Here is a 13,936-nt window from a genome sequence, read left to right as displayed (position 1 = left end):
GCTTTCCCGGCGATCTTCCCATCGAAACATAGAGAGTGATGAATCACCCCATCCGGGCAAGATCCGGACTTAACCCACTCGAATGCCGCATCCTTCGGTTTGACACCGCCCCTCCGGATGCGGTGTCCTTTTCTCTATGTCAGAGTTCGTCGGCCCCCGGAGCGGTTCCACCCTCCGCCGTGCCGTGAACTCTTGTTGTCGCCTCTGCTCCTGCTGTATCTAGGCGCCCGCGTCCCACCGCGCGCCGCCCCCAGGAAGCACAGAGGCCGCCCGCGATTCCCGTCCCAGGACATCCCGGATCCGGCTGATCCCGACGCCAGCCGACTCCTCCGAGGACGACTCCCGTGCGCATGATCCGCATCCGCAAGCGGAACCGCGACCGCAACAAGCTCGCCCGCCGCGGCCCCGCCACCGTCCGTACCGGCACCCCCGCCGACGCCAGGACCCGCCAGTGGGCCGACGGCCTCAGCGACGTCTCCATCGCCGGCGACCCGCTCGCCTTCCCGCACCTGGCCCGCACCGACCTGCCGGCCCACCCCACCACCGTCGCCGGGTACGCCCGGCTGGTGCGCGAGATCGCCGCCGACCGCGCCCGCTGGGAGCCGCTGGTCCGCTACGACGCGCTGACCCGCTGGTACGCCAGGCTGGAGACCGGCCCCGGCTACGAGGTCTGGCTGCTCAGCTGGCTGCCCGGCCAGTCCAGCGGCTTCCACGACCACGGCGAGTCCTCCGGCGTGATGAGCGTCGTCGAGGGCGAGCTGACCGAACGCTCCCTCACGCACGCGGGCGAGGGCGCCCGGGTCCTGCGGCCCGGCGGGCAGCGGGTGTTCTCCTCCGGCTACCTGCACGAGGTGGTCAACGGCGCGCTCGAACCCGCCGTCTCCATCCACCTCTACACCCCCGGCCTGACCGAGATGAACCAGTACGGCGCCACCGCCGTCCCCGAGCAGCACCCGGAGCGGCAGGACCGGGCCGGGACGCACTGATCACGGCCTGACGGGACGTCCGACCGTGGCAGGATGAACCACATGCGCATCGTGGCACTGGCAGGCGGAATCGGCGGAGCGCGCTTCCTGCGCGGACTCCGCGCGGCGGTCGGACCGCAGGACGAGATCACCGTGATCGGCAACACCGGTGACGACATCCACCTCTACGGCCTCAAGGTCTGCCCCGACCTCGACACCGTGATGTACACCCTCGGCGGCGGCATCCACGAGGAACAGGGCTGGGGCCGGACCGACGAGACCTGGTCGATCAAGGCCGAGATGAAGGAGTACGGCGTCGGCCCCGAGTGGTTCGGGCTCGGCGACCGCGACTTCGCCACCCACCTCGTGCGCAGCCAGATGCTCACCGCCGGGTACAGCCTCAGCCAGGTCACCGAGGCGCTGTGCGTGCGCTGGAAGCCGGGCGTGCGGCTGCTGCCGATGAGCGACGACCGGGTCGAGACCCACGTGCGGATCACCGACGAGCAGGGCAGCCGGGCGGTCCACTTCCAGGAGTACTGGGTCAGGCTGCACGCCGCGGTGGACGCCGAGGCGATCGTCCCGGTCGGCGCGGACACCGCCAAGCCCGCGCCCGGCGTGCTGGAGGCGATCGCCGAGGCGGACGTCATCCTCTTCCCGCCGTCCAACCCGGTGGTCTCGATCGGCACCATCCTCGCCGTCCCCGGCATCCGGGAGGCGATCGCCGGCGCGTCCGCGCCGGTGGTCGGGCTCTCCCCGATCATCGGCGGCGCGCCGGTGCGCGGCATGGCCGACAAGGTGCTCGCCGCGGTCGGCGTCGAGGCCACGGCGGAGGCGGTGGCGCTGGACTACGGCAGCAGGACGGCACCGCGGGGCGGTCCGGGCGAGGGCGGCGGGCGACGGGCGGGCCTGCTCGACGGGTGGCTGGTGGACACCGTCGACGAGGCCTCGGTGGCCGCCGTCGAGGCCGCCGGGATCGCCTGCCGGGCCGTCCCGCTGCTGATGACCGACGTCGAGGCCACCGCGGGGATGGCGCGTACGGCGCTGGCCCTGGCGGAGCAGGTCCGGAAGTGACCGCCTCGCTGGAGATCCTGGCGGTCCCCGGCATCCCCGAGGTCGAGGCCGGGGCGGACCTGGGCGAGCTGCTCGCCAAGGCGGGGACCTACCAGGACGGCGACATCCTGCTGGTCACCTCGAAGATCGTCAGCAAGGCCGAGGACCGGCTGCTGCACGCCACCGACCGCGAGGCCGCGATCGACGCCGAGACCGTCCGGCTGGTCGCCCGGCGCGGACCGATCCGGATCGTCGAGAACCGCAACGGCTTCGTCATGGCCGCCGCCGGCGTCGACGCCTCCAACACCGCCCCCGGCACCGTGCTGCTGCTGCCCGAGGACCCGGACGCCTCCGCCCGGGCGCTGCGGGCCCGGCTCCGGCAGCTCACCGGCCGCCGGCTCGCCGTCCTCGTCACCGACACCTTCGGACGGCCCTGGCGCAACGGGCTGACCGACGTGGCGATCGGCGCCGCCGGGCTCGCCGTCCTGGAGGACCACCGGGGACGCACCGACAGCCACGGCAACACGCTGGAGATGACCGTCACCGCGACCGCCGACGAACTCGCCGCCGCCGCCGACCTGGTGAAGGGCAAGGCCACCGGCGTCCCGGTGGCGGTCGTGCGCGGGCTCGGACACCTGGTCACCGCCGAGGACGGCGAGGGCGTCCGGCCACTGGTCCGGCCCTCCGTGGACGACATGTTCCGGCTCGGCACCTCCGAGGCGCTGCGGCAGGCCGTCACCCTGCGGCGCACCGTCCGCTCCTTCACCGCCGAGCCGGTCGACCCGGCCGCCGTCCGGCGGGCCGTCGCCGCCGCCGTCACCGCGCCCGCCCCGCACCACACCACCCCGTGGCGGTTCGTGCTGCTGGAGTCGGCGGACACCCGGGTACGGCTGCTCGACGCGATGCTCGCCGCCTGGCAGCGCGACCTGCGCGAACTCGACGGCTGGGACGAGGCGAAGATCGCCCGGCGCACCGCCCGCGGCGACGTCCTGCGCGACGCGCCGTACCTGGTGGTGCCCTGCCTGGTGACGGACGGATCGCACGACTACCCCGACCCGCGCCGGGCCGCCGCCGAACGGGAGATGTTCACCGTCGCCGCCGGCGCCGCCGTGCAGAACCTGCTGGTCGCCCTCACCGGCGAGGGCTACGGCTCCGCCTGGGTCTCGTCCACCATGTTCTGCCGCGACACCGTGCGGGAGGCACTGGACCTGCCGGCCGACTGGGACCCGATGGGCGCCGTCGCCGTCGGCCGCCCCGCCGAACCGCCGAAGGCCCGGCCGGAGCGGGGTGCCGACGCGTTCGTCGTGGTCCGGTAGGGGGGGGTTGCTGTTGGGAGCGGGGGCTTTCGGGAGGGTGGGGTGGCGGGGTCGGCTCCGGGGGTGGCCGCTCCGGGGGCTGGATGATTTTCGGACTGCCCTGCTCGTGGGTGCGACGCCCGACGGCGGTGGCAGTCTGAAAATCACCCGTCACGCCCCTCTCCGGGCCACCCCCTGCGCCGCCCCCGCCCGCAGCACATCCCTCTCGCCGGGAGGGGGAAGGGCGGGTGGGATAGGTGGGCGGGTGGGTGGGATAGGTGGGCGGGTGGGTGGGATAGGTGGGCGGGTGGGTGGGATAGGTGGGCGGGTGGGTGGGACAGGTGGGCGGGTGGGTGCTGGGGGTGGGTGCTGGGGGTGGGTGCTGGGGGTGGGTGCTGGGGGTGGGTGCTGGCTGCGGGGTCAGCGGTGGCGGTGGTCGTTGGGGGTCAGGCGGGGGCCGTAGCGGGGGGCCCGGGCGCCGGTGGCCAGCAGGAGGCGGCAGACGCGGTGGCGCTGGGGGCGGTAGGGCTCCAGCAGGGCGAGCATCTGGTCGTCGTCGCTGCGGGGGCGGCCGGCCAGGGCCCAGCCGACCAGGTCGGGCAGGTGGAAGTCCCCGACGGAGACCGCGTCCGGGTCGCCGTTGCTGCGCTGGAGGGTCTCGGCGGCCGTCCAGACGCCGATGCCGGGAACGGCGGTGAGGCGGGCGAAGGCCTCCTCGTGGCCCATCGCCGAGGCCTCCTCCAGGCGCGGGGCCAGCCGCACCGCGCGCACGATCGTCGCGGAGCGCTTCGGGTCCACGCCCGCCCGGTGCCACTCCCAGCTCGGCAGCAGCGCCCACTCGCGGGCCGACGGGGCCACCCGCATGCCCTCGGCCGGGCCCGGCGCCGGGGTGCCGAAGTCCCGCAGCAGGGTGCGCCACGCGCGGTAGGCCTCGTCGGTGGTGACCTTCTGCTCCAGGATCGCCGGGACCAGCGACTCCAGCACCAGGCCGGTCCTGGTCAGCCGGACCCCGGCGGTACGGCGCTGGGCGTCCCGCAGCGGGCCGGGTGGCAGGACCAGTGCCTCCGGGGCGTCCTCGGCGCCGAGCAGGGCGGGGAGGCGGTCGAGCAGCCAGTCGGCGCCCGGGCCCCAGGCGCTCGCCTCGACCTCGCCGGTGCCGGGGTGCGGCCGCACCCGCAGGGTGCCGATGCCGGCCGGGGTGCGGGAGGCGCGCCAGACGGCCCCGTCGCCGGTGCTGCGGTACGCCGGGTCGGCGGGGCCGCGGCGCAGCGGGAGCAGGGTGCGGGCGACGTCCAGCGGGAAGGCCGGGCGCCAGCGCCGTGCTGCTTCCACCGCCGTCGCCTCCCGGGTCGCCTCCGGATATGAACCATACGCGGGGGGTCGGACAGGCCGGTGGGTCGCGGGCGGGGCCGGGTCAGCGGGTCTGGAGGCGGGCCGCCGCGGCGCGGAGCTCGGGGAGGCGGGCGTAGAGGGCCTTGCCCGGGCATTCGGTGTCGAAGGCGTCGCGGTGGCCGGAGACGGCGTCGAAGTCGACGGCGGTGCCCTCGGGGTAGCGGCTGCCGTCGGACCCGGAGGTGAGCCTGGTGCGGCCGTCGGCGGGCCGGGCGGCGAGGCCGAGCTTCCAGGCGGCGACGGCCGCGAGGCCGGCGAGCAGGGGCCGGGGCGGCTGGTCGCCGACGTAGGTGCCGATCGCGGCGACGCCGGCGGAGTCGGTGTTGAAGCCGAGGGTGTGGGCGCCGTGGACGGGCAGTTCGACGCCGCCGGCGCGGCCCTCGTAGACGGTGCCGCAGCGGTCGACCAGGAAGTTGTAGCCGATGTCCCGCCAGCCGCTGGTCTTCACGTGGTACTGGTAGATCGCCCGGATCACCCGGGGGGCGTCGGAGCAGGCGTAGTCGGTGGCGGTGGCGGTGTGGTGGACGAAGACCTCGCGGACCGGGCCGGTGTACTCGAAGCCCTGGTCGCGCAGTGACTCGTCGGCACCCCAGCCGGCCCGGGTGACGATGGCCGGACGCGGAGCCTGCCCCTTGACCGGCCCGGCGGGCGGCCCCGTCGGCGGCTCGCCGAACGGCGGCGCCGGCGGCCCGACGGGCGGCTGCGCGGGCAGCGTCCGTACGGCGTCCCCGGCGGCGCCGTGCCCCGGGTCGACCAGGTCGAGCCGCAGCCCCGGCGGCGTCCCCGCGGGCCCGGGCCCGACCTCGACCGCGACGCCGTCGCTGCGGCCGGTCCACAGCGGGGCGGTGGCGCCGTGCGGCGTCCGGTCGGGGCCGTCCTCGGCGGCGGTCTCCAGCCGGTGCCAGTCGCCCCAGCGGCCGGTGGCCGCGTCCCTGGTGCGGACCCGGACCACCGCACCGGCGAGCGCGTCCGCGGGGCCGTCCCAGCCGAGGCCGAGGAGCTCGAACGGCCGGGTGCCGCGCGGCGCGAGGCCGGACCCGGCGGGCAGTGCGAGCGAGGTGGTCGAGGCGCCGCCGGGGAAGTCGCGGCGCTGCGGGGCCGGCGAGGAGGTCGCGGCGGCGGCCGGGTGGAGGAGCAGGGCGGCGGTGCAGCCGACGAGCAGCGCGGCCGGCGGTGAGAGGCGCATGCATCGGATCGTCGCCGCAAACCGGACCGCCCGCCACGCACTCCTCGCCCGTTCGGCGGCCCCTCCCGGCCTCCGGTCGGGAGGCCGTAGGCTGGGGCGCACCATGACTGCGCCTTTCGCTGCCGATGCCCGCACCCCCGTCGAGCTGCTGCACGCATTCCTGCGCGGCGGCACCCCTTCGGTCGATCCCGCGGCCCCGCTGGTCACCTTCTACGACGACGCCACCGGCGAGCGGGTGGAGCTGTCCGCCCGCACCTTCGACAACTGGGTGGCCAAGACCGCCAACCTCCTCCAGGACGAGCTGAACGCCGGTCCCGGCGACCGGGCCGCGCTGCTGCTGCCCGCCCACTGGCAGAGCGCCGTCTGGCTGCTGGCCTGCTGGTCGGTCGGGGTGACGGCGGCGCCGGTCGGCGACCCGGCCGCCGCCGACCTGGTGGTCAGCGGCCCGGACGGGCTGGACGCCGCCCAGGCCTGCGAGGGCGAGCGGGTCGCGCTCGCCCTGCGTCCGCTCGGCGGCCGTTTCCCGCAGCGTCCGGACGGCTTCCTCGACTACGCCGCCGAGGTGCCCGGCCAGGGCGACCGCTTCGCGCCGTACTCCCCCGTCGCCCCGGACGGGCAGGCGCTGGAGACCGCGGTGGACGGGCTGCCGCTGAAGCTGACGGGCGAGCAGACCGTGGCGCTGGCCAGGGAGGGTGCCGTCCGGCTCGGCCTGAACCCCGGTGACCGCGTGCTGTCCACCCTCTCGTTCGACGACTGGACCGGTCTGGAGGCCGGCCTGCTGGCGCCGCTGGCGGCCGGCGCCTCGGTGGTGCTGTGCCGCAACTCGCAGGGGCTGGACGCCGGGCAGTGGGAGAAGCGGGTGGAATCCGAACGGGTGACACTGCGCCTCGGCTAACCCCCGGCCCCGGCCCTGCGGGTAGGGATCGCTGCCATGGCCGAGGACGACACCGAGCACCCCCCGACCGCCACTCCCCCGACGAACGGCCCGGCGCACGACGGCCCGGCGGCGGACGCTCCTCCGGGCGGCACCGGACGCCCGCGCAGGCGCCGGCGGTGGTTGACGATCACCGCCGGCGTCGTCGCGTTCCTGCTGGTCGCCACCGGGGCGCTGCTCTGGATCGCCTACCGCAAGCTGGACGGCAACATCCGCGCGGACTCGGCCACCGACCGGCTGCTCGCCCAGCTGGAGGCCGAACGGCCGAGCCGCACCGCCGGGGCGAGGGGTGCCGAGAACATCCTGCTGATCGGCAGCGACGACCGCTCCGGGGCGAACGGCTCCTACGGCGGCGAGGCCGGCACCGAGCGTTCCGACACCACGATCCTGCTGCACCTGGCCGCCGACCGGAAGCACGCGACGGCGGTCTCCGTCCCCCGCGACGTCATGGTCACCGTCCCCGCCTGCGAGAAGCCGGACGGCACTCGCAGCAGGCCGGCGCTGGCGCAGTTCAACCAGGCCTTCGAGACGGGCGGCCCCGCCTGCTCGATCCGGACCGTCGAGCAGCTGAGCGGCATCAGGATCGACCACTACGTGATCCTCGACTTCAGCGGCTTCAAGACGATGGTGGACGCGATCGGCGGGGTCGAGGTGTGCGTGCCGCAGCCGATCCACGACAAGGACGCCAGGCTCGACCTGCCCGCCGGCCGACAGACCCTGCACGGCGAGCAGGCGCTCGGCTACGTCCGGGCCAGGGAGAGCCTGGGCGACGGCAGCGACACCCAACGCATGGGCCGCCAGCAGCAGTTCCTGGCCTCGCTGATCCGCAGGGTGCAGTCGCAGGGCGTGCTGCTGAACCCGGCGAAGCTGTGGCCGGTGCTGGACGCGGCCACCTCCTCGGTCCGGGCGGACGGCGAACTGTCCTCGCTCGGCGCGCTGTACGACCTCACCCAGGACCTGCGCGGCATCCCCTCGGCGAACGTGGTCTTCCTGACCGCGCCGCGCCGCCCGTACCGCTACGACTCGGACCGGGACGAGTTCGTGCAGCCGCAGACCGGGCAGCTGTTCACCGCGCTGCGGGACGACCGGCCGGTCGCCGTCCGGCCGCCCGGGCCGGCGGCCTCGCCGGGCGCGGGCCGGTCCCCGTCCACCCTGTCGTCCCTGGCGTCCCCGTCGCCGCGACCCGGGACTGACCCCGGGTCGGACCCGACCGCCGAGGTGGCGGCGGCGTTGGCGAGCGCGTCACCCTCGGCGGGCGCCTCGCCCACCTTCGAGGGACGCACCGCCGACGTGGACGCCTGCGCGCCGCACTGAGCCGACCGGACGGACGGCCCGGGGCCGCACCGCAGGCCGAGCCGGGTCTTTCCGCAATTGCGCGGCCACGAACGGTATTTGCCCTCGCACGGCCGGAACATGGCGGAGATCACACCGGGAACGACTGTCTCGTCCGGCTCGTCTACTGTGTCCGGATCGGCCCGTTCGTACGGGTGGGCCCGAGCCGTACCGGTCGAACGTAGGGAACCCCGTGCACGAGGAGCAACCGGAATCCGGCCGCTACCGGGTGGACCCGGCCCCCGGCGTCCCCCGGCAGCGTCACCGGGGCACCGAGGAGCCCACGGCACCGGCCCCGGAGGGCCGCCGGGACAGCCGGCGGCGGGCGGCCGCCGTCGCCAAGCGCCACCGGCGCCGACGGGTGCTCAAGTGGACCGCCGGGGCGGGCGCCCTGGTGATGGTGGCGGGCTGCGGCGGGGCGTACTACCTCTACCGGCACTTCAACGACAACCTGACCTCGGTCAAGGTCCAGCTGGGCGACGAGGCCGAGCGCCCCCAGGCCGCCGGGGACGCGCTGAACATCCTGGTGATCGGCACGGACAGCCGGGAGGGCCTCGGGCGCGAGTACGGCGACGAGGGCAGCGCCGGGCACGCCGACACCACGCTGCTGTTCCACATCGCCAAGGACCGCACCAACGCGACGGTGGTCAGCCTCCCGCGCGACCTGATGCTGCCGATCCCGGAGTGCCAGAACGCCCAGGGGAAGAAGATCCCGGGCTCGGCCCGGGACATGTTCAACACCAGCCTCGGCCAGGACGGCCGCGACGCGGGCTGCACCTGGAAGACCGTCGAGAAGAGCACCGGCATCCGGGTCGACCACTTCGTGCAGGTCAACTTCGAGGCGGTGAAGTCCCTGTCCACCGCGGTCGGCGGGGTCGAGGTCTGCGCGGCCAAGGACATCAACGACTCGGGCTCCCACCTCAGGATGACCAAGGGCCGGCACGTGGTGCAGGGCGAGGAGGCGCTCGCCTTCGTCCGCACCCGGCACGCGGTCGGCCAGGGCGGCGACCTCACCCGGATCCCGCTCCAGCAGCAGTTCATCAGCTCGATGATCCGAAAGATCAAGAGCGACGACACCCTGACCAGCCCGACCAAGCTCTACAAGCTCGCGGACGCCGCCACCAAGGCGCTCACCGTGGACTCCGGGATCGGCAGCGTGGACAAGCTCAAGGACCTCGCGCTGGACATCAGCAAGGTGGACACCAAGAACATCACCTTCGCCACCGTCCCCGTCCTGGACGACCCCAAGGACAAGGACCGGCTGGTGCTCAAGCAGCCGGACGCCGGGCAGCTGTTCGCGATGATCGCGGGCGACCGCTCGCTGACCGAGACCGCCGCCCCGGCCGCCCCCGAGGCCCCGGCCACCGGCGCCGCCCCCGCCGCACCGGCCACCCAGTCGGCCGCCGCCCCGCCCGCCGACACCAAGGGCGTCCAGCTGACGGTGCGCAACGGCAGCGGCACCCGCGGGCAGTCCGGGCCGACCGCGGAGAAGCTCCGGACGAAGGGCTTCGCCAAGGCCGCGGTGGGCAGCGACGCGCCGCTCGCCGAGACCACCACTGTGTCCTACCCGGCCGGCCTGGAGGCCGAGGCCAACGCCCTGGCCGCCGCCCTCGGCCTGCCCGGCGACGCCGTCCGGCCGGCCGCGAAGCCGGACCCGAAGGGCGGGCTGCTGCTGGTGCTCGGCAAGGACGTGCTGACCGCCCCCGCCGCCCCGCCCGCGGTGCCCACCGAGGCGCCCGAGGACCTCCAGCGGGTGCAGGCGGACGACGTCGACGCCTGCGCCAAGTAGCCAGGGCGTGTCCGACACGCCCTAGAGGAGCACGAGGGTTCCGTTCTCCTCGCGGTAGCGCTCGGCGGTCCCCGGGCACTGCCAGAGGCCGTCCCCGGCCGGCCGCAGCGGCTCGCCGGCCCGTCCCACCCAGCCGATCCGGCGGGCCGGGACGCCGGCGACCAGGGCGAAGTCCGGGACGTCCCGGTGCACCACGGCGCCGGCCGCGACCAGCGCCCAGCGGCCGACCGTCACCCCGGCGACCAGCACCACCCGGCCGCCGATCGAGCAGCCCTGACGGAGCGTCACTCCTTCGGCCCGCCAGTCGAGTTGCCCCTTGGGACGGCCCTCCGGGGTGACCGCGCGCGGATAGCGGTCGTTGGTGAGGACGGCGGCCGGGCCGATGAACACGCCGTCCTCGACCACCGCCGGCTCGTACACCAGCGCGTGGTTCTGCACCTTGACCCGGTCCCCGATCCGCACGCCAGGACCGACGTACGCGCCGCGGCCGATCACGCAGCCGGCGCCGACCACCGCGCCCTCGCGGACCTGGGCGAGGTGCCAGACCGTCGTCCCGGCGCCGATCGCGGCCCGCTCGTCGACGTCCGCGCTCGGCTCGATCCTGGCCGCACCCGACCCGCCCTCAACTGTCGCCATGCGCACCGACGATAGCGGTGCCGAAACGAATCAGCCGGTCTTCGAGAGCACGTCCTCGGAGGACGGGCCGACACTGGCGATCACCCTCCGGGCGAGCGAGCGCGGCGAGGTGAGGAAGCCGAAGCCCCAGCTGAGGTGCATGGTCGCCAGGGCCACCGGCAGCAGCGCCCTGGCCTTGAACGACAGGCCGCGGCCCTCGACGGCCGCGCCGCCGAGGATGCCCAGCAGGTACCCGCCCGGCACCGCGAGGAAGGCCGGGTGGACGGCGACGCCGAGCACCAGCCCGAGGGTGACCGCCAGCAGCGCGGACGGCGGCGCGAGGTAGCGCAGGTTGACCGAGCCGCGGTGGTAGCGGGTGACCACCCGGCGCCAGCGCCCGTAGTCCTTGTACTGCTTGGCCAGCGCCCGCACCGAGGGCCGGGGCCGGTACGTCACCTTGAGCTGCGGGGTGAACCAGACCAGGCCGCCGTCCTGGCGGATCCGGTAGTTCAGCTCCCAGTCCTGGGCGCGGACGAACTCCTCGTTGTAGCCGCCGAGCTTCTCCAGCACCTCGCGCCGGAACACCCCGAGGTAGACGGTGTCCGCCGGGCCCGCCAGGCCGCCGGTGTGGAAGGCGGCGTTGCCGACGCCGATCTTGGAGGTCATCGCGGCGGCGACCGCGTTCTCCCACTCGGTCTCGCCCTCGGCGTGCATGATGCCGCCGACGTTGGCCGCCTCCATGTCCCCGAGCAGCCCGACCGCCGTGGTGATGTAGCCGGGGGTGAGCAGTCCATGACCGTCCACCCGCACGACTATCGGGTGCCTGGAGCCCCGGATCGCGGCGTTCAGCCCGGCCGGCGTCCGGCCGGTGGGGTTCTCCACCGTCCGCACCCGCGGGTCCTCGGCCACCAGCTCGGCCGCGATCTCGGCGGTGCGGTCGGTGGAGGGACCGAGGGCGATCACCACCTCCATCGGCCCGGGGTACTCCTGGTCCAGGATGCGCCTGACCGCCGTGCGCAGGTGACGTTCCTCGTTGAGCACCGGCATGATCACGGAAACAGCCGGCAGCTCCTCAGCAGCCTTGGTGTTCATCGGGGCCCACCGTACCGGTGCGGACGCGTCCCCGTCTTGTCCCGGTCAGGGCGGCTGCGCCCGCTTCGCGGCGCGACACGGGCACTGTGATCAAGAACACCGTACTCCCCCGTACGGGTGAGCCCGGGACGGTGTGGATCCGGTGCCGATCCGGGGCGGGTTCAGAGTGCGTAGTGGGCGACGGTGAACACCGCGTAGCCGGTCAGCGCGAGCCGGTTCAGCAGGTGCTGGGGGCCGCCCAGCCGTTCCGGCAGCGCCTGCTCGGGGCGCAGGTCCGGGCGGTGGGCCGCGGTGGCGACGGTCCTGGCCAGCGCCTGGGGGTCGTACCGGTCGCCGAGGAGTTCGGCCAGCCGGCCCGTCGGGCGGCAGACGAAGGAGAACTCCCGCCCGCTGTGCAGCCGGATGGTGAGCAGGTTCCGGTGCACCGCCGCCGCGGAGACCTCCGCCCACCGGTAGCTGCGGGTGCGCAGCGCGGTGGCCACCCGGAGCCCGCGGCGGTCGGCCACCACCTGCCAGGACAGCGTCTGGGCGCAGGCGAGGATCGCCGCCGATCCGATCCACAGCGGGTGCAGCAGCCCCTGCCACCAGCCGTCCTCGTCGAGCAGCACCACGGCGGTGGCGACCACCAGCGCCGCCAGCGGTCCGGCCGCCGCCCGCAGCGGCAGCGGCATCTCCCAGCGCCGGGCGGCCAGCGGTGCGGTGCCGGGGCCGGCCGCGGGGGCGGCGGCGACGGTCTCGGCGGTCAGCGCGGCGACGGCCAGGTCGCGCTCGCGGTAGCGCCCGGAGCGCCGGCCGAACCGCGGGGCCCGGGCGGCGGGGGCGACCACGGTGGCCACCCAGTGCGGGTCGCAGTCGAGCACGCCGGGACGGACGAGCAGCTGGTGGCCGGGCCCGTCCGGGCCGACGTACAGCACGGCGGGCACGCTGCGGCCGGCCCTGGCCAGCCACTCGGCGGCCTCGGCCGGGGTCGCCCGGTGGACCAGGTCCTCGTACTCCTCCTCTTCCTCGTCGTAGTCGGGCACCGGGGGGTCGGGGTAGTCCTCGTCCTGCTCCTCGGTCTCCAGGTGCGCGGGCACCCAGGCCGGTCCTTCGCCGTCCGGGGCGCCGTTGCGGGCCCAGCGGTAGCGGTCGTGTTCGACCAGGCGCCAGAGCCCGGGGCCGTCGGGCGGACCGTCCAGCGGCAGCACCAGCAGGTCGCCGCGCTCGTCGGCGCGCACCCGGACGGCGAGCGCGGGGGCGGCGCCGACGAAGGCGGGCCCGGTCCTGCGGGCGCTCGCGGCGGCGGCCGCGCCGAGCAGCACCAGGCCGGGCAGGGCGATCAGGCCGCCGGCGCTCAGCTGGCCGGAGACGTCGTAGTCGTCGCCCGGGGCGCGCACCCAGTCGCCGTCCACCAGCAGCGGGACGGGCTCGCCCGGCTGCGGCTGCCGCTGCCACCGGACGTCCAGGGCGGCGGTGCGCTCGGGGCCGCCGCCGGGCGGCTGGAAGCGGACGGTCAGCACGCCGTCCCGGTCGCTGGTGCCCGCGGTGCCGGTGATCCGGGTGGCCCGCTCGGCGGCGGAGTCCGCCCTGGCCTGCTCCCAGAGGCCGTACGCCGGGAAGGCCACCGCGACCACCAGCAGCAGGGCCCCGAGGGTGCGGCGCAGCACCGGCGGGCCGTCCCGGTGGACGGGCGAGGGCGCGCCGGCGGCCGTCCAGGGGTAGTCGACGGGCGGGGCCATCAGCTCGTCGAGCTGCTGGCGGGCGCGGCGGCGGCCGGCCTCGGCGCCGAGCAGGACGGCGGTGAGCAGTACGTGGAGCAGCACCGCGGACCACCGGGCGAGCGGGGTGACCAGGCCCTCGGGGAGGTACCAGAGCAGCGCCAGGACGACCGGCGGGACCAGCACCCTGACCCTGGCCCTGGTGGCCAGCAGGAGGACCTCGGCCAGCACCGACCAGCCGGCCAGCGCCGAGCCCCAGGCGTCCCGGCAGATGCCCTGGGCGTTGCACCGGACCGCCTCGGGCTCGACCGCGCCGGCCAGGATGACGAACCCGATCGGCGCCAGCGCGAGCCAGCGGCCGTCCAGCCGCCAGGCGGTCCTGGCGGCGCGCCAGCGGGCGGCGGCCGCCGCGGTGAGGGGAGCGGCGCTGGGCAGCGGCGGAGCGTCCGAGGGGAACATCGGACGATCATCTCAGCAGTCCGGTGGCCGGCCCGCCGTGTTCCGGGCGCCCGGAACACGACGGGGGCCGGGCGCTGTGCGCACCCGGCCCCCGTCCCCCCGCTTCCCCGTTTCCCCGCGGTCTCCCCCG

Annotated in this window: 11 protein-coding genes; 6 read left to right on the top strand and 5 right to left on the bottom strand. The window is 75.4% G+C overall.

The features are described from left to right. Nucleotides 1-344 precede the first annotated feature (344 nt). The 3 genes from ACZ7C5_RS37025 to ACZ7C5_RS37015 are packed head-to-tail and all read left to right on the top strand — an operon-like array spanning nt 345 to nt 3,331. Nucleotides 345-986 (top strand): cysteine dioxygenase, encoded by a 642-nt coding sequence (locus ACZ7C5_RS37025; RefSeq protein ID WP_317620348.1) that lies wholly within the window; start codon nt 345-347, stop codon nt 984-986. 42 nt (nt 987-1,028) lie between these two features. Continuing rightward, a complete protein-coding gene (cofD, locus tag ACZ7C5_RS37020) occupies nt 1,029-2,036 on the top strand; it encodes a 2-phospho-L-lactate transferase (protein ID WP_401092559.1) in 1,008 nt (335 codons plus the stop codon). Beyond that, nucleotides 2,033-3,331 (top strand): coenzyme F420-0:L-glutamate ligase, encoded by a 1,299-nt coding sequence (locus ACZ7C5_RS37015; protein ID WP_401092557.1) that lies wholly within the window; start codon nt 2,033-2,035, stop codon nt 3,329-3,331. The genes cofD and ACZ7C5_RS37015 overlap by 4 nt, the downstream gene beginning before the upstream one ends. Nucleotides 3,332-3,730: 399 nt before the next feature. On the opposite strand, the gene ACZ7C5_RS37010 is transcribed toward ACZ7C5_RS37015, so the two are convergent. Beyond that, nucleotides 3,731-4,642: a DNA-3-methyladenine glycosylase family protein gene (locus ACZ7C5_RS37010; RefSeq protein WP_401092748.1), complete on the bottom strand. Its 912-nt coding sequence runs from the start codon at nt 4,640-4,642 to the stop codon at nt 3,731-3,733. 82 nt (nt 4,643-4,724) lie between these two features. Beyond that, nucleotides 4,725-5,888 carry a peptidoglycan recognition protein family protein gene (locus ACZ7C5_RS37005; protein WP_401092750.1) on the bottom strand — a complete coding sequence of 388 codons (1,164 nt, stop codon included), beginning with the start codon at nt 5,886-5,888 and terminating at the stop codon, nt 4,725-4,727. Between the two features lie 103 nt (nt 5,889-5,991). Between ACZ7C5_RS37005 and ACZ7C5_RS37000 the strand changes: the two genes are divergently transcribed. From ACZ7C5_RS37000 to ACZ7C5_RS36990, 3 genes are all read left to right on the top strand, one after another. Next, complete coding sequence (locus ACZ7C5_RS37000) at nt 5,992-6,783, top strand: TIGR03089 family protein (RefSeq protein ID WP_401092752.1); 792 nt, start codon at nt 5,992-5,994, stop codon at nt 6,781-6,783. Nucleotides 6,784-6,819: 36 nt separating this feature from the next. After that, on the top strand, nt 6,820-8,136 hold the full coding sequence (locus ACZ7C5_RS36995; RefSeq protein WP_470324377.1) for an LCP family protein: 1,317 nt from the start codon (nt 6,820-6,822) through the stop codon (nt 8,134-8,136). Between the two features lie 211 nt (nt 8,137-8,347). Then, entirely contained in the window at nt 8,348-9,943 is a 1,596-nt protein-coding gene (locus ACZ7C5_RS36990) for an LCP family protein (protein WP_401092756.1), read from the top strand. 21 nt (nt 9,944-9,964) lie between these two features. Here ACZ7C5_RS36990 and ACZ7C5_RS36985 read toward each other — a convergent pair whose 3' ends face one another. The 3 genes from ACZ7C5_RS36985 to ACZ7C5_RS36975 all read right to left on the bottom strand — a co-directional run bounded on the left by ACZ7C5_RS36985 (nt 9,965) and on the right by ACZ7C5_RS36975 (nt 13,806). After that, complete coding sequence (locus ACZ7C5_RS36985) at nt 9,965-10,579, bottom strand: acyltransferase (RefSeq protein ID WP_401092758.1); 615 nt, start codon at nt 10,577-10,579, stop codon at nt 9,965-9,967. A 30-nt stretch (nt 10,580-10,609) separates the two neighbouring features. After that, nucleotides 10,610-11,650, bottom strand: coding sequence for a glycosyltransferase family 2 protein (locus tag ACZ7C5_RS36980; RefSeq protein WP_401092760.1), 1,041 nt, complete (start codon nt 11,648-11,650; stop codon nt 10,610-10,612). 161 nt (nt 11,651-11,811) lie between these two features. Beyond that, the gene (locus ACZ7C5_RS36975) at nt 11,812-13,806 is read right to left on the bottom strand and encodes a hypothetical protein (RefSeq protein WP_470324376.1); all 1,995 of its coding nucleotides are present in this window, start codon (nt 13,804-13,806) and stop codon (nt 11,812-11,814) included. Between the last annotated feature and the right edge of the window lie 130 nt (nt 13,807-13,936).

The organism is Kitasatospora sp. NPDC036993, from assembly GCF_055607525.1.
This window is presented reverse-complemented; position numbering and strand designations above follow the sequence as displayed.

What these genes read in the sequence shown, in the direction of transcription:
- cofD (WP_401092559.1), top strand. Translation starts at nt 1,029, where the DNA reads ATGCGCATCGTGGCACTGGCAGGCGGAATCGGCGGAGCGCGCTTCCTG.
- ACZ7C5_RS37005 (WP_401092750.1), bottom strand. Translation starts at nt 5,888, where the DNA reads ATGCGCCTCTCACCGCCGGCCGCGCTGCTCGTCGGCTGCACCGCCGCC.
- ACZ7C5_RS37000 (WP_401092752.1), top strand. Translation starts at nt 5,992, where the DNA reads ATGACTGCGCCTTTCGCTGCCGATGCCCGCACCCCCGTCGAGCTGCTG.
- ACZ7C5_RS36995 (WP_470324377.1), top strand. Translation starts at nt 6,820, where the DNA reads ATGGCCGAGGACGACACCGAGCACCCCCCGACCGCCACTCCCCCGACG.
- ACZ7C5_RS36985 (WP_401092758.1), bottom strand. Translation starts at nt 10,579, where the DNA reads ATGGCGACAGTTGAGGGCGGGTCGGGTGCGGCCAGGATCGAGCCGAGC.
- ACZ7C5_RS36980 (WP_401092760.1), bottom strand. Translation starts at nt 11,650, where the DNA reads ATGAACACCAAGGCTGCTGAGGAGCTGCCGGCTGTTTCCGTGATCATG.
- ACZ7C5_RS36975 (WP_470324376.1), bottom strand. Translation starts at nt 13,806, where the DNA reads ATGTTCCCCTCGGACGCTCCGCCGCTGCCCAGCGCCGCTCCCCTCACC.